17 protein-coding genes are annotated in these 18,906 nt (G+C 59.0%); 9 read left to right on the top strand and 8 right to left on the bottom strand.

Going from position 1 to position 18,906, the window contains the following annotated elements:
* Window positions 1-18 precede the first annotated feature (18 nt).
* Window positions 19-900 carry a TolB family protein gene (locus tag EXY20_RS28945; RefSeq protein WP_135555755.1) on the top strand — a complete coding sequence of 294 codons (882 nt, stop codon included), beginning with the start codon at window positions 19-21 and terminating at the stop codon, window positions 898-900.
* Between the two features lie 58 nt (window positions 901-958).
* On the opposite strand, the gene EXY20_RS28940 is transcribed toward EXY20_RS28945, so the two are convergent.
* The 5 genes from EXY20_RS28940 to EXY20_RS28920 form a co-directional block, all read right to left on the bottom strand.
* Entirely contained in the window at window positions 959-1,459 is a 501-nt protein-coding gene (locus EXY20_RS28940; protein ID WP_135555754.1) for a hypothetical protein, read from the bottom strand.
* 356 nt (window positions 1,460-1,815) lie between these two features.
* Complete coding sequence (gene thiM / locus EXY20_RS28935) at window positions 1,816-2,625, bottom strand: hydroxyethylthiazole kinase (RefSeq protein ID WP_135555752.1); 810 nt, start codon at window positions 2,623-2,625, stop codon at window positions 1,816-1,818.
* A gap of 261 nt (window positions 2,626-2,886) precedes the next feature.
* Entirely contained in the window at window positions 2,887-3,612 is a 726-nt protein-coding gene (locus EXY20_RS28930) for a glycosyltransferase family 2 protein (protein ID WP_135555751.1), read from the bottom strand.
* Complete coding sequence (locus EXY20_RS28925; protein WP_235886241.1) at window positions 3,609-4,316, bottom strand: glycosyltransferase; 708 nt, start codon at window positions 4,314-4,316, stop codon at window positions 3,609-3,611. The genes EXY20_RS28930 and EXY20_RS28925 overlap by 4 nt, the downstream gene beginning before the upstream one ends.
* Window positions 4,317-4,394: 78 nt before the next feature.
* Complete coding sequence (locus EXY20_RS28920) at window positions 4,395-4,535, bottom strand: multicopper oxidase domain-containing protein (RefSeq protein WP_135555749.1); 141 nt, start codon at window positions 4,533-4,535, stop codon at window positions 4,395-4,397.
* Window positions 4,536-4,758: 223 nt separating this feature from the next.
* Here EXY20_RS28920 and EXY20_RS28915 point away from each other — a divergent pair, with 223 nt between their 5' ends.
* Entirely contained in the window at window positions 4,759-6,153 is a 1,395-nt protein-coding gene (locus EXY20_RS28915; RefSeq protein ID WP_135555747.1) for an MDR family MFS transporter, read from the top strand.
* A 119-nt stretch (window positions 6,154-6,272) separates the two neighbouring features.
* On the opposite strand, the gene EXY20_RS28910 is transcribed toward EXY20_RS28915, so the two are convergent.
* The gene (locus tag EXY20_RS28910; RefSeq protein ID WP_135555746.1) at window positions 6,273-7,346 is read right to left on the bottom strand and encodes an amidohydrolase family protein; all 1,074 of its coding nucleotides are present in this window, start codon (window positions 7,344-7,346) and stop codon (window positions 6,273-6,275) included.
* Complete coding sequence (locus EXY20_RS28905) at window positions 7,343-7,723, bottom strand: Rieske (2Fe-2S) protein (RefSeq protein ID WP_135555744.1); 381 nt, start codon at window positions 7,721-7,723, stop codon at window positions 7,343-7,345. The genes EXY20_RS28910 and EXY20_RS28905 overlap by 4 nt, the downstream gene beginning before the upstream one ends.
* Before the next feature lie 132 nt (window positions 7,724-7,855).
* Here EXY20_RS28905 and EXY20_RS28900 point away from each other — a divergent pair, with 132 nt between their 5' ends.
* The 7 genes from EXY20_RS28900 (at window position 7,856) to EXY20_RS39245 (ending at window position 16,819) form a co-directional block, all read left to right on the top strand.
* Window positions 7,856-8,638, top strand: coding sequence for an AraC family transcriptional regulator (locus EXY20_RS28900; RefSeq protein WP_167859601.1), 783 nt, complete (start codon window positions 7,856-7,858; stop codon window positions 8,636-8,638).
* 39 nt (window positions 8,639-8,677) lie between these two features.
* Window positions 8,678-10,420: a sensor histidine kinase gene (locus tag EXY20_RS28895; protein WP_135555741.1), complete on the top strand. Its 1,743-nt coding sequence runs from the start codon at window positions 8,678-8,680 to the stop codon at window positions 10,418-10,420.
* On the top strand, window positions 10,417-12,027 hold the full coding sequence (locus EXY20_RS28890; RefSeq protein ID WP_135555739.1) for a response regulator: 1,611 nt from the start codon (window positions 10,417-10,419) through the stop codon (window positions 12,025-12,027). The genes EXY20_RS28895 and EXY20_RS28890 overlap by 4 nt, the downstream gene beginning before the upstream one ends.
* A 162-nt stretch (window positions 12,028-12,189) precedes the next feature.
* A complete protein-coding gene (locus EXY20_RS28885; protein ID WP_135555738.1) occupies window positions 12,190-13,140 on the top strand; it encodes an ABC transporter permease in 951 nt (316 codons plus the stop codon).
* A gap of 37 nt (window positions 13,141-13,177) precedes the next feature.
* On the top strand, window positions 13,178-14,044 hold the full coding sequence (locus EXY20_RS28880) for a carbohydrate ABC transporter permease (RefSeq protein ID WP_135555736.1): 867 nt from the start codon (window positions 13,178-13,180) through the stop codon (window positions 14,042-14,044).
* A gap of 68 nt (window positions 14,045-14,112) precedes the next feature.
* Entirely contained in the window at window positions 14,113-15,648 is a 1,536-nt protein-coding gene (locus EXY20_RS28875; RefSeq protein WP_135555734.1) for an extracellular solute-binding protein, read from the top strand.
* Between the two features lie 775 nt (window positions 15,649-16,423).
* Window positions 16,424-16,819, top strand: coding sequence for a hypothetical protein (locus EXY20_RS39245; RefSeq protein ID WP_167859600.1), 396 nt, complete (start codon window positions 16,424-16,426; stop codon window positions 16,817-16,819).
* A gap of 716 nt (window positions 16,820-17,535) precedes the next feature.
* On the opposite strand, the gene trpB is transcribed toward EXY20_RS39245, so the two are convergent.
* On the bottom strand, window positions 17,536-18,699 hold the full coding sequence (trpB, locus tag EXY20_RS28865) for a tryptophan synthase subunit beta (protein WP_135555733.1): 1,164 nt from the start codon (window positions 18,697-18,699) through the stop codon (window positions 17,536-17,538).
* Window positions 18,700-18,906: the final 207 nt, after the last annotated feature.

Raw genomic sequence — 18,906 nt, 5'->3', positions numbered from 1 at the left:
ACCGGGAGGGTCCAAGACATGAATACGCGGAAAGAAAAACGCGCGCTGCACGACCGCGGCGTGCGCAGCTTGCTGGAAACCGTGGACGCGCGGACGGGCGAACGCACGGTGCTGGCCCGGTTCGACACGCTCATCGAAGCGCCGAACTGGACGCAAGACGGCAAGCGGCTCGTGTACAACAGTATGGGCCGCATTTATGCCTTCGATCTGGCGACGCGAGAGAGCCGCGCCATCGATACGGGCTACGCCGACCGCTGCAACAACGACCACGTGCTGTCTCCCGACAATACCCGGCTCGCCGTCAGCCACAATACCGCCGAAGACGGGTTGTCCCGCATTTACACCTTGCCGCTGACGGGCGGCCATCCGACGCTGATTACCGCCATGGCGCCGAGCTACCTGCACGGCTGGTCGCCCGACGGCGGCACGCTGGCGTATTGCGCCGAACGGAACGGCCAGTACGACATTTATACGATTCCGGCGGCGGGCGGCGAGGAAACGCAATTGACGGACACGCCGGGACTGGACGACGGGCCGGAGTATTCGCCGGATGGCCGGCACATCTGGTTCAATTCCGTGCGCTCGGGGCTGATGCAGGTGTGGCGGATGAACGCCGACGGCAGCGAACCGACGCAGATGACGGCGGACGAAAGCAGCAACAGCTGGTTTCCGCACGTATCGCCGGACGGCGAACAGGTGGCGTATTTGGCGTACCGCAAGGGGGATGTCGCTCCGGGCGACCATCCGCCGAACAAAGAGGTGGAGCTCCGGATCATGTCCAGCGCCGGCGGCGCCTGGCGCACGCTGGCGAAGCTGTTCGGCGGACAAGGGACGATCAATGTGAATTCGTGGTCGCCGGGAAGCGAGCAGTTGGCATTTGTCAGCTATGAGCGGAAGTGAGCAGAACTTCATCGAAGCAACCAAACCAAACCCAACCCGGTCCGGCTGCGGTTGAACGCTATGAGGACTTCAACGACTTGAGGTACCACTCGGGCGAACCGGGGGAATCGCGGGCGAGAAACCAGATGTCGGTGAACGCTTCCGAAGGCGCTTTGATCGCATCCCAGGCGCTGTCGAAGTCGTTCCAGCCGAAGTTGAGCGACAGGTTGCGGATGAGCAGCGCCAGCGGGTACTCGTGGTTGTAGCCCCGGCTTTTTGCTTCCTTGCGGGCGAGCAGTTGGTTCAGCTCCTCCACCAGGTGCGCAAACGATTCGATGCAAACGAAGGAGCGGTGCTGGTGCAGAAACTGCTGCCGCGCCTCCTCCTGGTCGTAAAACAAATGGGTAATTTCCAGCCCGAGCTTGCATCCGCGGCTGTCCATCAGCACGGCATCCGGCTTATCCTGCTGGTAAAGCAGCCGCAGCGGGTTGCCGCTGGTCCGGTTGTGAATGGAGACAAACAAACGCACCGCTTCCCGCTCCAGCTGCAGCTTCGTTTGCTTCGACGTCGGACGATGCATGGCGATCCCGCCCTTTCCCGGTTGTAAAGAACTGATTCCGCTTTTGCGGAGCCCCCGCAAGGTTCGACGGCGGCGGCGAATAAGCCATGTTTTATTGCCTATTGGGTCAAAAAGAGGGGCGCGCCGCAAAATAGCCAGCGATTTCACTGGTTATTTTGGGGGGATGGCCTGAATTGGGGACGGTATGATGCAAATAGCCAGTGAATTCACTGGCTATTTGTGCTGCAAGGCGGAAAATCGGGCCAATAGGCCATTTTTGATTGCCTATTCGGATGGGCTGGCTCTCCGCCACCGATCGGTTACCCCGTTATCGTCAGTATACCAGCGCGGAGTGCGATTGTGCACCGGAACCAGGCTTACAGCTGCTCCACTTTCCCCAGACGCAGCACGTCTGCCGGCGAGACGAGCGCCAGTTGATTCAGGAATTCGATCTGGAAGCTGCCCGGCCCTTGCTCCTTCGTCCGCGCGGCGGCGATTTCCGCGGCAACGCTGTAAACGACGAGGGCGGCCACGGCGGCGAACGTGCGGTCCGGCTCGACGGCGGCGAAGGCGCCGATGACCGACGTGAGCAAACAGCCGGTGCCCGTCACGCGGGTCAGAATCGCGTCGCCGCCCCGCACGACGAACGTGCGCGCGCCGTCGGACACGATGTCGTCCTTGCCGGTCACGACCGCCACCGTATTCAGGCGGCGGGCCGCTTCCTGCGCCAGCTCGACGACGCTGCCGCCCGCGCTTTCGCCGGCGTCGACGCCTTTGATTTGCCACGCTTGCCCGACCACGTTGGCCACTTCGGCTGCGTTGCCGCGCAGAATGGACACCGCCAGCTCGCTCATCAGCGCGCGGGACACGTCCGTCCGGTATGCGGTAGCGCCCGCGCCTACCGGGTCGAGCACGACCGGCACGCCATGCGCGTTCGCCGCGGCGCCCGCCAGCTTCATCGCCGCCACTTCCGTTTCGTTCAGCGTGCCGATGTTGAGCACGACCGCGCCGGAAATGCGCGCGATGTCGGCCACTTCTTCTTTGGCGTACGCCATGATCGGCGACGCGCCCAGGGCGAGCAGGCCATTGGCGGTAAAATTGGTCACGACCACATTGGTCATGCTGTGCACGAGCGGATTGGTCCGGCGCACATTGTCCAGCACATTCGCGATTGTTTGCAGATTCACGGGATCAGTCCCTCCTATTCTACCAATAGAAAAGCGCCGGGCCTGCGGATGCAAGCCTGGCGCTTGATATATGCGTTCGTATATAAGCGGGTTCCCTGCGCTGGCATTATCCAACAGGTTCTCACGGTCTACGACGGGGTAGTCGTACTCTCAGCCTGCATCCGCAAGCTCCCGGGCTATTCGGTTGCGATAAGTATATTACAGCCGGGGCGAAAATTCAACGAGAGCGACCGGGCGGGGGCAGATGCGCTCTCCCCTTTGCTAATCCTTCCCCCGGCTGACGAAACGCCTGAAGTTCCTTACCTTCCACACTTTCACTTTGTTTTGCGAAAGAAGCTTTTGGTCGCTGACAATCCAGGTATGGCCGCGGGACTGTTTTCTGCGAACGGCGGCGAAGTGATAGCGATTGGCCGAATAAATCGTAAAGCCCCGCGCAGCGGCGTTCCTGCAGAAGGCAACGCATTCGCCGCGGGTTTTGTCGGGGAAAGCGACCTTGCGGAGCACGTGGCGCTTGGCCAGCAGCGTGGCTCCCTGGACAAGGCCTCCATAACGATTCTCCCGATCGGAATAGCGCAGGAGAAGCAGCTTGCTGCCCTCGAGATACATAAAATGAGCGCGTTTGCCGACAATATCGGCCTTCGTCCGCCGCATCGTGCGCATGCAATCGGCCAAGTAGCGGGGCGCATAATAATCGTCGTCGTCAAACTTGGCGACGCAGCCGTAGCGCGACAGCCGGACGCCCAGGTTCAGACAGCGGCCGAGCGTCGCCTTCGGCAGGCGGACGATGCGCACGTTTCGATAGCGCTTGGCCGCTCGCTCGTAGGTGCGCAGTTCCATGTCCGGATCGTTCAAAATGACGATCAGCTCTTTGTGCCGGTATGTTTGGCGAGCGTAATTGCGGAAAAGATTGTTCATGCAGTTCGTCCGTTTCGTACAAGTCACGATCGAAATGCCGTGTCCGGATCCGGTTGCGCGCACGCTCGTCATGGCCCGGTTCGCCCAGGTTTCCGCTGCACGTAACGATTGACATTCCGTATGCGGCCAATCGTCTTGTGATGGGCGATCAACGTTTTGTCGCTGATGATCCAGGTATGGTTGCGCGAGTTTTTCCTGCGCATGGCGACGAAATTGTGGCGGCCGGCCGAGTAGATGCGAAATCCTTTCGCCTTGCTCCGCTTGCAGAACAGATCGTCTTCGCCCACGCTCCGGTTCGGGAACTTCACGAGCCGGAATACGTGCCGCTTGACGACGAGCGTCGCGCCGGGAAGCACGTCGACGTAGCGGTGTTCGTAATGCGGGAAACGAAGCAGCAGCTTTCGGGAGCCTTGCAAATACATAAAGTGCGTCCGTTTGCCGACAATATCGGCGCCGGTCCGTTTGAATGCCGATAGACAGTCGGTCAAGTAATAAGGAGCATAATAGTCGTCGTCGTCAAACTTGGCGATGTAAGGGTATCTCGATCTCGCGACGGCGAAATTCAAGCAGGCGCCCAGCGAAAATTTCGCCGGCACGCGGTAGACGCGCGCCTGCTTGTGTGTGGCTGCCAGCCTCCGGTAAGGCTGCAAGGAAGCACTGTCATTGTTGACAATGACGATCAGTTCTTTGGCGGCATAGCGCTGTCTGCTATAGTTCGCAAAGAGGTTGCGGATAAATCCGGGCCGGTTCGTGCATGCAATGATGGAAACCCCCAATGGAATCAACTCCTACCGGGAATAGGGAAGCGTCTCATCATAGAATATGCAGCTAGAATAAGAGGGAAACGGCGTTTCTCACTCCGGGTGGTTGCCGGTGGCCCGACCGACCGAAAATGGCGACGTGACGCCTTCGTAACCCAGATGCATCATCATCCCGACGGAAGCGTGGTACAGGTTGTGGCAATGGTCCATCCAAACGCCTCCGTCATGACGCATCCCCTGTCTTTCCGCACGGCGTACGGCCGTCAGCTTTTACACCCTCATTATAGGGAGCGGATCCTGCCGCATAATCGGGCCGCGGGATGAAACCGCGCTCGACTTTGGTCCAGAAAGGCGGTTGTATAAATCGATTGACAAACGTCCGTTCCCTTCGGATAATAGAAAATAAACATTGTTGTATAGGAAGTATATTATCCAGTGGAAAGAAGGCTCCCGCTTCATGGCAAAGACTACGAAACGCGGCATCGTCTCCGCCGGGCTTATGGCGGCGATGTTCATCGGCGCGCTTGACGTGACGGTCGTCAGCACCGCCCTGCCGCATATTACGAAGGAACTCGGCGGTCTCAGCCTGATCAGTTGGGTGTTCTCGATCTATACGCTGACGACTTGCGTGGCGACGCCGGTCTTCGGCAAGCTGACCGACTTGTTCGGCCGGCGCATCGTTTTCGCCATCGGGCTTGCGCTGTTCGTCCTCGGCTCCGTGCTGTGCGGCGCCGCAACGTCGATGGTGGCGCTGATCGTATTCCGCGCGGTGCAGGGCATCGGCGCCGGCGCGCTCAACCCCGTCGTGTTCACGATCGTCGGCGACATGTACCCGGGCGAGCAGCGGGCGCGCATGCAAGGCGTGTTCGCGTCCGTCTGGTCGATCGCCGGTTTGCTCGGCCCGCTTGTCGGCGGCTATTTCGTCGACTATGTGACGTGGCGCTGGATTTTCTACATGAACATCCCGATCGGCATCGTTTCGTTCCTGCTGGTGTTCCTGTTCCTGCACGAACGGTTCGAGAAGAAGCGGAAGCGCATCGACTACGCGGGCGCCGCCGCGTTCTCCGTCGCGATTACGGCGCTGCTGTTCGCGCTGGTGAACGGCGGCGAGAAGTACGCCTGGGGCTCGGCGACCATTGTCGGCTTGTTCGCGGCGACCGCGGTGTTCCTGATCGCTTTCTACTGGATCGAGAAACGCGCGCAGGAGCCGATGATCCCGTTATCGCTCTTCCGGCTGCGGATCATGAACGTCTCCAATATCGGCGGTTTTCTGTCGTTTGCCGTGACAGCGGGGATGACGATTTATCCGCCGATCTGGATCCAGTCGCTGCTTGGCCATTCGGCGACAAGCTCGGGGCTGACGACGATGCCGATGACGCTCGCTTGGCCGCTCGCGGCCAACATTGCCGGCCGGTGGATGTACCGGATGGGCACCAAGGCGACCGTCGTCATCGGCTCGTGTGTCGTCGTCGCCGGTTGCGCCTGGCTGATGGCGGTAGAGCTGTCGTCGCCGTACTGGTATCTGGTCGGCATTCTGATCGTCGTCGGCTTCGGCATGGGCTTCATCACGACGCCGGCAACCGTGCTGATCCAGTCGGCCGTCGGCTGGCAAATGCGCGGCGTGGCCACGTCGACCAACTCGCTGATGCGTTCGCTCGGTCAGACGGTCGGCATCGCGGTGTTCGGCACGGTGTTCAACCATTACGCGGTGACGGGTGAAAACGCGGGGCTGGCGGCGGGCATGCATGCGATTTTTGTGATCATGTTTGCGGTGGCGATCGTCAATTTGTTCGTCATGGCGTGGCTGCCATCGCACCGCCAGGTCATGGAGCAGCAGAAGGCGGCTTCGTAAGCCGGCCGGCAAAGCTGATAAGGGAGCGCGAACGCTGCGGCTGCAGCGTTGACGCTCCCTTTTTTGGACTTATCAGAACCGGGTAATGAAAATGCCGCGTTTTGCCCCCATTCCCCTCGTCACTTCAACCCAAACAACCGACGCGCGTTTTCGCTGAAGATGTTGCGTTTCTTCTCCAGCGGCAGCCGCTGGAGAATTTTCGTCGGGTCGTCGAAATCCCAGTGCGGGTAATCGCTGGAGAACAGCAGCATGTGTTCCGCGTCGAACATCTCGAACATCATGTCGAGGTGCTTCGGATTGTCCGGCTCCTCGATCGGCTGGGTCGTCAGGTAGACGTGGTCGCGAGCGTATTCGCTCGGCATCCGCGTCAGCCAGGGCGTCGAGATGCGCAGCGCCTTGAAGTTTTTGTCCAGCCGCCAGAGCAGCGGCGGGAGCCAACTGACGCCGCCTTCGCACAACACGACTTTGAACGCGGGGTATTTCGCGAACACGCCTTCGCAGATGAAGCTGACCAGATGGGCCATGAACGTTTGCGGCAGGCAGGTGTGCCACTGCAAATAGTTCGAGACATAGCCGACCGCCGTCGGGGCGTTGAAAATGCCGCTGCCTTCGGCGCCGGGGTGAATCATCAGCGGCAGCCCGTTGCGCTCGCACGCCTCGTAGATCGGGTGGAAGAAGCGCTGCCCGTACGGCAGGCGGGAGCCGCCCGTAATCGTCACGGCGACAATGTCCGGATGCGGGCCGATCCGGTCGATTTCGCGCGCGGCCTGCTCGGGATCCTGCATGGCGATGCACATGTAGCCTTTGAAGCGCGGGCTTTGCGGCAGCCACTCGGCGATCAGGTAGTCGTTGTAGGCGCGGCAGACCGCCGCCGCATAGTCGGCGTCGGCATAACCGGAGACGCCGATGACGCTGTCCGAGCAGAGCAGCGCGTATTCGACGTTGTACGGCTCGATGTAATGCGACAGCATATAGGCCGGGTCCGAGCCGACCGGCAGGCCGTTCGGCGGATTGGCATCCTTGCGTTTGTTGCCGATTGGAGACGAATACGGCAGTCCTGCGCCCGGCATGCCGAACTTGTCGGCATAGCTCCGCCACGGCTCCTCCAGATACGGGAGCAAATCGCGCCCGCTGCGGAACCCGTTGTGCACGTCGCAGTCGATGACGGGCAATCGTTCGATTGCAGTAGTCATTCTTTTTCCCCCTTTGCATTCGCAGAGCCCAGCATTACGCCGATCGTGCCGTCCTGAACGACGACCGGGTAGCTGCGCACCCTCACTTTGTCGCTGAACAGCGATTTTCCCGTCTTCAGATCGAACTCCCAGCCGTGCCACGGGCAGCGCACGATTTCGTCCTCGCGGCCGTAAATGTATTCGAATACCGCCGAATCGAGCGTCGTGCCGCATACCGGACCTTTGCACAATTCCGCTCCCTGGTGAGGGCAATAATTATGCACGGCGTAATACGTCCCTTTGACGTTGTATACGCCGATCGAGCGCCCCTCGACTTGCACAATTTTAAACGTATTCTCAGGTATTTCCGCTGTTTCCGCCACCGGATGTATGGCCATTCGCTCAGCTCCTTCTGCGTCCTTGTTTCCCATTGTACTGCCGAAGCCAGCCGGATTCGATTGAAAAAACAACTTTTCTTTGTACGATTCTAATGTATACTGGAGGGGAATACACGGAAGGGACGGATGCGTATGCTGGAGCTGGTTTCGGTTTATTTTGACGACATGACCCCCGATTGGCGCAAAGAGGAGGCGGCGACGCTGACCGATATGCTCATCCTGATGGTGTCCGGAAAAGTTGCGTATCGGCTGAACGGGGAAACGATCGTGCTGGAGAAAGGCGACCTGCTGTATATTCCGCAAGGCGTCATGCGCGCCGGCCGCGATACGCCGGAAGGGCCGCACCAGAAATATTCGATGCATTTCCGGCTGCGGCAGGCGGAAGCGTTTCCGCTGGAGGAGCCTTATCCGTACCGCAAGGTGCGGACGCGCAAGTTCGATTACATGAAACAGCGCTTCGCGGCGCTGTCCCACCACTGGATCGCCAGCAAGCCGCACGATCTGCTCATCGGCAGCGGCATGGCGACGGAAATGCTCGGCTGCTTCCTGCAGGAGGCGACGGAAGACGGCTTTGCTTCGGTGAAGCTGCGGCTGATGAAGGAAGTGCAGCAATATATCGTGGCGCACTACAGGGAGCCGGTTCGCATTCAGGAGCTGGCGGAGCTGGTGGACCGGGCGCCGAATTACGTGACCCAGACGTTCAAGGAAGTGACCGGCATGACGCCGATCACGTATTTGCATCAAATCCGCGTGCACGCGGCGCGCGACCTCATTCTCAACACCCGGATGACGATCGGCGAGGTGGCGGACTACCTCGGGTACAGCGACCAGGCCCATTTCAACCGCACGTTCAAAAAGACGGTCGGCTTCCCGCCCTCCGCCGTGCAGCGCGAGCTGGAGCGCAAGCGGGGATAGCGGCAAAACAGAGCCATTTTCCAGGAAGGAGGAGGCGCCATGAAGGTGCTGGACCGGCTGCACTCGATCCAATACAAGCTGACGATCACGTTCCTGCTCATCCTGACTCCGCTCGTTTGCGTCAGCATATTCGCCAGCGGCTATTCGCAGTCGATCGTGAGCGGGCAGGTGAGCGATCGCACGCAGGGCGCGCTGCTGACGACGCTCGAATACGTCAACCAGCTGACCCAAAGCATGGACCAGCAGACGCTGCTGATCGGCTCCAATCCGAACATTGTGGACGTGTGGAACACGGTCGACAATCCGCTCAGCCCGGATCATCTGTATGAGCTTCATACGGTGCAGCAACAGCTGTCCGCGCTGACGAACGTCAACGGCGCAATCAAGGAAGCGTTCATTCTGCACGGCGACAGCGAGAACGGGGTGTCGACGCTTGTCGGCGGCATCCGCTGGCCGGGCGTGAAGCAGGAGCTCTGGTTCAAGCGGGTCGTGGATGCGCGAGGCGGGCTGGTCGTCCATGTGCCGTCCGCCGGGAAGGCGGATCAATCGGCTTATCTGAACAAGGACATGATCTATTACGCCCGGCTGCTCGACGTGCTCAGCAACAACAAGGAGCCGAACGTGCTCGTGCTCGCCGTCGACAAGACGTCGTTCCGTAAGATCATCCAGCATCTCCAGACGTCGAAGGACACGAACATCGCCCTTTACTACAACAACGATTTCGTGCTGGAAACGAACCAGGCGGCGGCGCTGCCGGAGCAGGCCGGAGACAGCCCGAAGCTGTTCTCCAGCAAGGCTGACAACGGGTTCTGGTCGATCCAGCTGAAGCAGCCGAAGCAGGAGCTGTTCAAAGCGTCGCACAAGCTGCAGCTGCTCACCTATCTAATCGTGCTGATCAGCGTCGTGCTGGCCGTCTGGATCGCCTGGCTCGTCTACGCCGCCATCGCCAAACCGCTGCAGCAGCTGTCCGCGGCATTCAAGCAGTTCGCCGCCGGCAACCTGACGGCCCGAGTCGTTCATCGCCGGCGGGACGAGTTCGGTTATGTGATGAACGGCTTCAACCGGATGGCGGAAGCGCAGCGCCTGCTGATCGAAGACGATTACGAAAAAGAGCTGCGTCTCGCCAAATCGGAATTCAGCCTGCTGCAGTCGCAGATCAACCCGCACTTTTTGTACAATACGCTCGATTCGATCTATTCCGTCGCCTTAAAAAACAACATTCGCGAAATCAGCGAAATGGTGCTGAATTTGGCCCGCTTCTTCCGGGTCAGCCTGGGCAAGGGCAGGGAGACGTTTACGCTTGAAGAGACGCTGCAGCATCTGATGTATTACATTCGCGTGCAGCAGTTTCGTTCGGACCGGTTTGCGGTCGACATGGACATCGCCGAGGAGACGAAGCGGATTCCGGTGCTGAAACTGATCCTGCAGCCGATTGTGGAGAACGCGATCGTGCACGGCCTGGAATCGACGATGCAGGAAGGGACGCTGCATATTCGCTCCCGGCTGGAGAACGGCTGCCTGCGGCTGGAGATCGAAGATACCGGCACGGGCATCCCGCCGGACAAGCTGGCGCACATGCGGGAGGAGCTGGAGGCGATCACGAGCCGCTCGTACCGCAGCCGGCAAGGCAGCGCGGCCGCTGTTTATTACGGGCTCAAAAACGTCAAGTCGCGGATCAAAATGTACTACGGCGAACAAGCGGAGCTGCAGATCGAAAGCGAAGCGGGGACGGGCACGAAGGTAAGCCTGCTGATTCCGCTGCAGAAGGAGGAGCCGTCATGAAATTGCTGATTGTCGAAGACGAGCATCATGTCAGGGAGCGGATCGCGGAAGGAATCGATTGGCCGTCGTTCGGGATCGAGGTGGCGCATGCGGTCGGCAGCGGTCGGGAGGCGTGGACGATTGTGCAGAAGGAGCGCATCGACATCGTGCTGACCGATATCCGGATGCCGGAGATGGGCGGGCTGGAGCTGGCGAAGCATGTCAAGCGCGATTTTCCCCATGTGAAAATCATTTTGCTCACCGGACACGACGATTTCGAATACGCGCGTGAAGGGATCGAGCACGGGGTGCTCAAGTATTTGGTCAAACCGGCCGACAACGACGAAATCGTGGCGGCGGTGCTGGAAGCGAAGGAGCTGCGGGAGCGGGAGGCGGCGGAGCGGCACAGCATCGCCCTGCTCGAACGGCAGTGGAAGGAGCACCTGCCGCATCTGAAGGGGCTGTTCTACAAAAGCTGGCTGCAAGGCCGTTACGCCGGATGGGAAATCGAACGGCGGGCGCACGATTTGCAAGTGGCGTGCCTGGGGCGGAAGCTGCTTCCCGTCGCGCTCGACATGGACCCGATTCCGGAAGGCAACGAGCGGTTTCGTGTGTCCGACCGTGCGCTGGTGCTGTTCGCGCTCTACACGATGGCGCGGGATGTGCTGGAATCGGAAGCCTGCGCGGTCGTGCAGGACGATGACGGGGTGACGGCGGCGGTGTTTATGGCGGCGCCCGAGGAAAGCGACGAAACGCTGCACGCGCGCATGAATCACGCGATCGACGAGCTGCTCGCCACGGTGCGGATGGTGCTGCGCCTGACGGCCAGCGCGGGCATCGGGCCCGTCGCCGCGGACGCGCAGCAGCTGCCGCGCGCGTACCGCATGAGCCGCATGGCGCTGCAGGAGCGGATCGTGCTCGGCAACGACATGGCCATCCCGTACCGCGACACCAACCCGGAGGAGGCCGGCTGGGTGCTGCTGGCCGATCTGGAGAAGGAGCTGGAGCTGGCCATCGAGACGGGCGGTCCGGCCGGGCGCCGGGAGCTGGTGCAACGCATCATGGAAGCCGGCTTCGCCACGGACAAGCCGCTTGCCGATGCGAAGGAGCTGCTGCTGCGGATGGTGTGCCAACTGGCGCGCATCGTGCATGCGAAAGGCTGGACGCTGCGCGAGACGCTGAAGGGCGACTACGAAGCGTTTGCCGGCTTCGGCAGCCTGCTTGCGAAGGAGCAGATTGCGGCCTGGCTGCAGCGCATGGCGGACCGGATCGGCGACACGATCGCCGAGCGGCGCAAGTCGGGCACCCAGCTGACGATCGGCGAAGTGGAGCGGTTCATTCAGGAGCGGCTGCACGAAGAGGAGCTGAGCCTGTACCTTGCCGCGGAAAGCATGTACGTCAACTATTCCTACCTGAGCCGCACCTTCAAGGAAGTGACCGGCCAGTCGTTCTCCGACTACGTGCTGCGGCTGCGGATGGAGAAGGCGAAGGAATTGCTGGGCCAGGGGATGAAGGTGTACGACGCGGCGGAGCGGGTCGGGTACCGGCATGTCAATTACTTTTCGAAGAGCTTCCAGAAATATTGGGGCATCAAGCCGAGCGGTATGTTCAGGCAGCCGGCTCCATAAGGAATGCAGCCGGGGCGATCGTCTCCGGCTGCTTGCTTTTGCGCCGAAATAGTAAAAGAAGTTGCGATTGAAGTAAAAGAAGACGGATACGAACGATCGCCGGAAGGCGCTATGATAACGGTACGGCACCATCAAGCGGCAACGGAAGAGAGGAGTGGGACGATGAAAGCTGCAACTGCCGCAGCGGCGCCGGCCGTCCGAACGGGCCGAAGAAGGAACAGGCACTGGCTCGTGCGCTATTGGGACTTATACCTGATGATGGTTCCCGCGCTGCTGTTTCTGGTCGTGTTCAAATATGCGCCGATGTATGGCGTTGTCATTGCGTTCAAGGATTACAACCTGATTCAGGGCGTGTTCGGCAGCAGGTGGGTGGGGCTGCAATATTTTCGCGAGCTGTTCGCGTTCGACGAATTTCCGCAGGTGATCCGCAACACGCTGGCCATCAGCCTGATGAAGCTGATCGTCGGGTTCCCGGCTCCGATTGTGCTGGCGCTGCTGCTGAACGAATTGCGGCTGAACAAGTTCAAACGCAGCGTGCAAACGGTTACCTATTTGCCGCATTTCATTTCGTGGGTCGTCATCGGCGGCATTGCCGTCGACGTGCTGTCGCCGAGCAGCGGGATCGTCAACAAGGCGATCCAGGCGTTCGGATTTGAGCCCATCTTCTTCTTGTCGAGCGAGAAGCTGTTTCGCTGGATTCTCGTCTTTTCGGACACGTGGAAGGAAGTCGGTTGGGGAGCGATTATCTACCTGGCGGCGCTGCTTGGCATCAATGACGAGCTGTTCCAGGCGGCGACAGTCGATGGAGCCGGCCGGATGCGGCAAATTTGGCACATCTCGCTGCCGAGCATCCGCTCGACAATTATCGTGCTGCTGCTGCTGCGCATCGGCCACTTGCTGGACGCCGGCTTCGAGCAGGTGCTCGTCATGTACAACACGACCGTGTACGATGTGGCCGATATTATCGACACGTATGTTTTCCGCGTCGGGCTCGGGACGATGCAGTTCGGCTTGACCACCGCTGCCGGCCTGTTCAAATCGGTCATTGGCTGCGTTCTGCTCGTGCTGGCCAACACGCTGGCCCGGCGGATGGGCGAAGACGGCGTTTACTGATACTGCTTACATCATTTGCGACAAGGAGGCGGGCGGCTTGATCCGGACGAAGGGCGAAATCGCCTTTTCCTATGCCAACGTGCTGCTGCTGACGCTGCTTTCGCTGTCGATGATCCTGCCGTTCGTGCATATTGCGGCCAAATCGCTCAGCAGCGAAGCGCACGTGCTGGCCAAGGACATCGTGCTCTGGCCCAAAGGGCTGACCACCATTTCGTATGAATATGTGCTGTCGAACAAGCAGTTTTTTACTTCCTTCGGCAATTCGGTCGTGATTACCGTTGTCGGCACGTTAATCAGCATGGCGCTGACCGTGCTGGCGGCTTATCCGCTGTCGAGAAGGGGATTGCCGGGCAACCGGTTGCTGATGCTGCTGTTCGTCATTACGATGTTTTTTAGCGGCGGGATCATTCCGACCTATTTGGTCGTCAAAGGGGTGGGGCTGCTCAACTCGCTGTGGGCGCTGATGCTGCCCGGGGCGCTGGCGCCGTTCAACCTGATTCTGATTCGCAACTTTTTCCTGAACGTGCCGGACGCGCTGGAGGAGTCGGCGCGCATGGACGGCGCATCGAACGCGCGTATTCTCGCCTCGATTTATTTGCCGCTGTCGGTGCCGGCGCTTGCTACGGTGGGGATGTTTTATGCGGTCGGGTACTGGAACGCCTTCTTTCAGGCGATGATGTACATTACCGAACGCCGCTGGATGCCGCTGCAGATGTTCCTGCTCCAGCTCGTCACCGACGAGAAGTCGTCGGATCTGATCGTCAGCGACGTCTTTCGCGAAGTGACGCCGGAGACGATCCGGGCGGCCGCAATTTTGTGCGCGGTGGTGCCGATTCTGCTCGTGTATCCGTTCATCCAGCGGTATTTTGTCAAAGGGGTTATGCTTGGCGCGGTGAAAGGGTAGGCGCAGCCTAAGGCCGCCATGTTGCCCGCCATTCAAACATAAACAACAGATTAGGGAGGTTCACGACCATGTTGCAAAAGAAAACAGCCATGCTCGGCTTGACCGCCGTGCTGCTGGCCGGCTTGGCGGCCGGTTGCGGCAGCAAGAACGAAGGGAGCAGCGGCGGCGCGTCTTCGTCGCCTGCGGCAACAAGCGCCGGCGGCAGTGCGGCGCCGAAGGCGAGCGACATCAAGAACAAGGACGTCAAGGTGCTGCGCAGCTATCATCCGTCCATGGAGCAGTTCAAAGGCAGCGATACGCTCAACGACAACAAGCTGGTCAATGTGCTGAAAGAGAAGTCAGGCTTCAACGTCAAGTACGAGTCGCTGCCGAAAGACAATGCCAACCAGAAAGTATCGATCGTGCTCGCGTCCGGCGACGTGCCTGACGTGTTGATGATCGCCGGCAAATCGGATTATTTCAAGCTGGCGCAGCAAGGCGCATTCGAGCCGCTCGACGAATTGATGAAGACGTACTTGCCGAATGCGGCGACATTCCTGCCGAAGGAGATCCTGGAAGCTGCCAAGTACGACGGCAAAACGTACGGCATTCCGATCCGTGTCGCCCAGAAGGTGGGCAACGGCATGCTGGAGCGGTCGGACATCATGAAGGAGCTTGGGCTGAAGGAGCCGACGACGATCGACGAGATGTACGCCGCGATGAAGACGATCAAGGAGAAGAAAACTATCGCCCCGCTCACGGCGGCAGGCGGCAACCCCGGTTCGTTCATGGGAGCGTTCCAGCCTTATGCGGCCGCTTACGGCGTCGGCAACTCGACGGTCGTCAAAAACGGCAAGCTCGAATTTTCCTGGGTGCAGCCGGAGTATAAAGAATTTTTGACCACGATGAAAAAATGGTACGGCGAAGGGCTGATCGACCAGGAGTTTGCGATCAACAAGGACATCAAGGACAAAATGATCAACGGCACGGCGGCGTTCGGCACCGTATATTGGGGAGACGCGCTGGCCATCGACACGTCGATGAAGGACAAGAAGAATGGCGGCACGCTGCAATATTTTGCCCCGATTGCGGGGAAGGACGGCAAGTCGGGTTTCACGGAGGAGGGCATTCCGAGCGCCTACGTCGTCATTCCGAAGCAGGCCAAAAACAAGGAGGGCGCGGCGGCTTACATCAATTTCATCATGAGCGCCGAAACCGACAAGTTTCTGACCTACGGCATCGAGGGTCAGGATTATAAGGTCGAGAACGGCCAAATCGTGCAAACGCTCGAGCAAAGCAACAACATTCCGTGGCGCACGAACTACTTCTTCGGCGATTCCGATCCGAGCTTCAGCGCACGTTTGAAGGTGAAGGGCTTCCTGCCTTACTACGAGCCGCTGGTCCCGTTCAAGCAGAACCGCGAGGAAACGGCGTATGCGCCGTCGATCGAGGCATATGACACGAAGTATACGGAACTGCGCAACTTCACCGAGGAGAATGCGATGAAGTTCATCATGGGCAAACGCGACCTCGCGGAGTTTGACAAGTTCGTGCAGGAGCTGAACGCCAAAGGCGGCAAAGCCGCCATCGACGCGATGAACGAGTGGTACACGAAGAAGAAGTAAGAAATAGCCCCGAATGAGAGGGACAGTTGGGGCTGATCTGGGAGCGTAACAGCGAGCAAGCAGCCCCGGTTGATGCGTGAAGACGCCTACGGAACCACTGGAATAGTGGGGCTGGGGGCGTCTTTTTCGATAGGAAAGTGTTTATTAGTTGTCGGGTTGGGTGACAGGAGGGGGACGGGCAATGTTGTCAGGTAAAGCGATGGGAGCTGCCCCGGTCTACTGCAAGGCTGTTCGTCTGCCGCACGCCGCGGCGCGTTTAGCGCATGTTTCATGCGCTGCAGCTGCTAGTCTAAATTCAGGCCACCCGCTGTAAGGCTGAAATCAGCCTTATTTCGTCCGCCGCTTGCGGAAACGCCGCTGTAAGGCTGAAATCAGCCTTATTCGTCCGCCGCTCGCGGAAACGCCGCTGTAAGGCTGAAATCAGCCTTATTCGTCCGCCGCTCGCGGAAACGCCGCTGTAAGGCTGAAATCAGCCTTATTTCGCCCGCCGCTCGCGGAAACGCCGCTGTAAGGCTGAAATCAGCCTTATTTCGTCCGCCGCTCGCGGAAACGCCGCTGTAAGGCTGAAATCAGCCTTATTTCGTCCGCCGCTCGCGGAAACGCTGCTGTAAGGTTGAAATCAGCCTTATTTCGTCTGCCGCTCGAAGAAACGCCGCTGTAAGGCTGAAATCAGCCTTATTTCGTCCGCCGCTCGCGGAAACGCCACTGTAAGGCTGAATTTACTTTAACCTGACAACTTGTGGCGACGGGAGGGGGGACGTGGGCAGAAGCAAGAGTGGGAGCGGGGAGGAATAGGGGACAGAAGCAGAACCCAGAAGCAGAAGTAGAAGCAGAAGTAGAAGCAGAAGTAGAAGCAGAAGTAGAAGCAGAATTAGAAGTAGAACTACAAGCAGAAGCAGAAGCAGAACCCAGAAGCAGAACCCAGAACCAGAAGCAGAACCCAGAACCAGAAGCAGAACCCAGAACCAGAAGCAGAACCCAGAACCAGAAGCAGAACCAGAATCAGAATCAGAACCAGAATCAGAACCAGAATCAGAACCAGAAGCAGGACCAGAAGCAGAAGCAGAAGCAGAAGCAGGACCAGAAGCAGAAGCAGAAGCAGAAGCAGAAGCAGAACCAGAACCAGAACCAGAACCAGAACCAGAACCAGAACCCTAACCGCAACCTTTAAGTGTATTATTACACTTAAATTCTCGCCAAACAGCCAACTGTGACAGCTTAACTGCAAATATGCACGTAACTCCTGCCGATTCCCCAATATTTGGTACAATTCAGAAAATTTAAGCTCACTTTTGAACTTAAATGGATCAACGAGTTTTGGATAGCGGTATTTAAACGTATTTTTACATTTATGCTACGATCAGCCCACGTCGTGGCTCCTGATTTCGAGCCAAAATGATGCTGCCACAGCACGAAGACGAAAGGCGTGGGCGGTTAACGGTTTCAACAGCCCTTATTGGGCTGATTTCGGCGGATTGTCCGTTCTAACGGTTTCCAGCGCCGCTATTGCGAGAAAAGCAGCCGAAATCAGAGTAAAACCGGCAAATAAGCGCAATGGAAACCGTTAGAGCTAAAAAACTGCTCAAAATGCCCCAATAGGCTGGCTGCAAACCGTTAGCGCGCCGAAGGTGGAGGAGAGCGGCTTCCGCGCGATCCATTATAATGAATCGGAACGATGCAGGAGAACCAACGCGGCGGCGGAGCCGGAGAAGGTCGGCTTCCAGGTGCAAATATGCGCCTGCTGCCAGCGGAAACAGGCGCATATTCGCATCCGCCGTCCACAATCAACCGGCAGCCTCACGATAACCGGCTACCGCGCCATAACAAACATCCCCGCTCCGGAGGGAATGCCCGAAGCGGGGATGTTGGCTGCACGTACCGAGCAAATTACTTCTTCAGCATGTGGAACACTTGCTCCACGTCTTTGTCGCCGCGGCCGGACAAGTTGATGATGATGAGCTTGTCCTTGCCCATGCCCGGGGCGATCTTCTTCGCATAAGCGACGGCGTGCGCGCTCTCAAGCGCGGGGATGATGCCTTCGACCCGCGACAGCTCCTGGAACGCGGCCAGCACTTCCTCGTTCGAGACGGCAACGTATTCGGCGCGGCCGGTCACCTTGAGATGGCTGTGCTCCGGCCCGATGCCCGGATAGTCGAGGCCGGCCGCAATCGAGTACGTCTTCCGCGGGTTGCCTTCCTCGTCAAGCAACACGAGACAGCGGAAGCCGTGGATTTCCCCCGGCACGCCTTGCGTCAGCGTCGCCGCCTGGTCGGGCTCGACGCCGATTAGCCGCACCGACGGCTCGTCGATGTAATGCGCAAACGCGCCGATCGCGTTGCTGCCGCCGCCTACGCAGGCAAGCACCGCGTCGGGCAGCCGGCCTTCTTTCTCCATGATTTGCCGCTTCGACTCTTCGCTCACGACCGACTGGAAATGCTTGACCATCGTCGGGAACGGGTGCGGGCCAACCGCGGAGCCGAGCAGATAGAAGGTCGTCTTGTAGTTCTGGACCAGGTCGCCGAGCGCTTCGTCGACGGCGTCCTTCAGCCGGGCCTGGCCCTTGGTCACCGGCACGACCTTGGCGCCAAGCAGCTCCATCCGGAACACGTTCAGCGCTTGGCGGCGCGTATCTTCGGCGCCCATGTAGATGATGCATTCCATATTGAACATCGCGCAAGCCGTCGCCGTGGCCACGCCGTGCTGGCCGGCGCCCGTTTCGGCGATGACGCGCTTCGCGCCCATCCGCTTGGCGAGCAGGATTTGGCCAATGACATTGTTGATTTTGTGCGCGCCCGTATGGTTCAGGTCCTCGCGTTTCAAATAAATTTTCGCCCCGCCCCAATGTTCGGTCAGCCGCTCGGCATACGTCAACGGATTTTCGCGGCCCACATATTCCCGTAAATAGTAGCGGAATTCTTCGTTGAAGTCGGGATCGTCCTTGAATTTGTAGAACTGCTCGCTCAGATAATCCAGTACCTCCTGCAATTCGGGCGGAACAAAGCTGCCGCCGAACTCGCCGAAATACCCTGGTTTGGCCGTTTCGTTACTCATGTGGCGCCTCCGTTACAAAGGATTGGTTTCATAAACGACTCCATTTTATCATTTTGGCGCACAATACAGAAGCCGAATGTTAGGCAGGCGGACCGACCGAGGGAAGCAACAATTTTCCAAAATGGGTGCTTGACAATGGTTCAAACTCAAGATAATATTAAATCACGAGATAACAACAAGTTAGCAAATTATTAAAAGTAAGTTAAT

The sequence above is a fragment of the Paenibacillus cymbidii genome, from assembly GCF_004764705.1.
Lineage (GTDB): Bacteria > Bacillota > Bacilli > Paenibacillales > NBRC-103111 > Paenibacillus_AN > Paenibacillus_AN cymbidii.
This window is presented reverse-complemented; position numbering and strand designations above follow the sequence as displayed.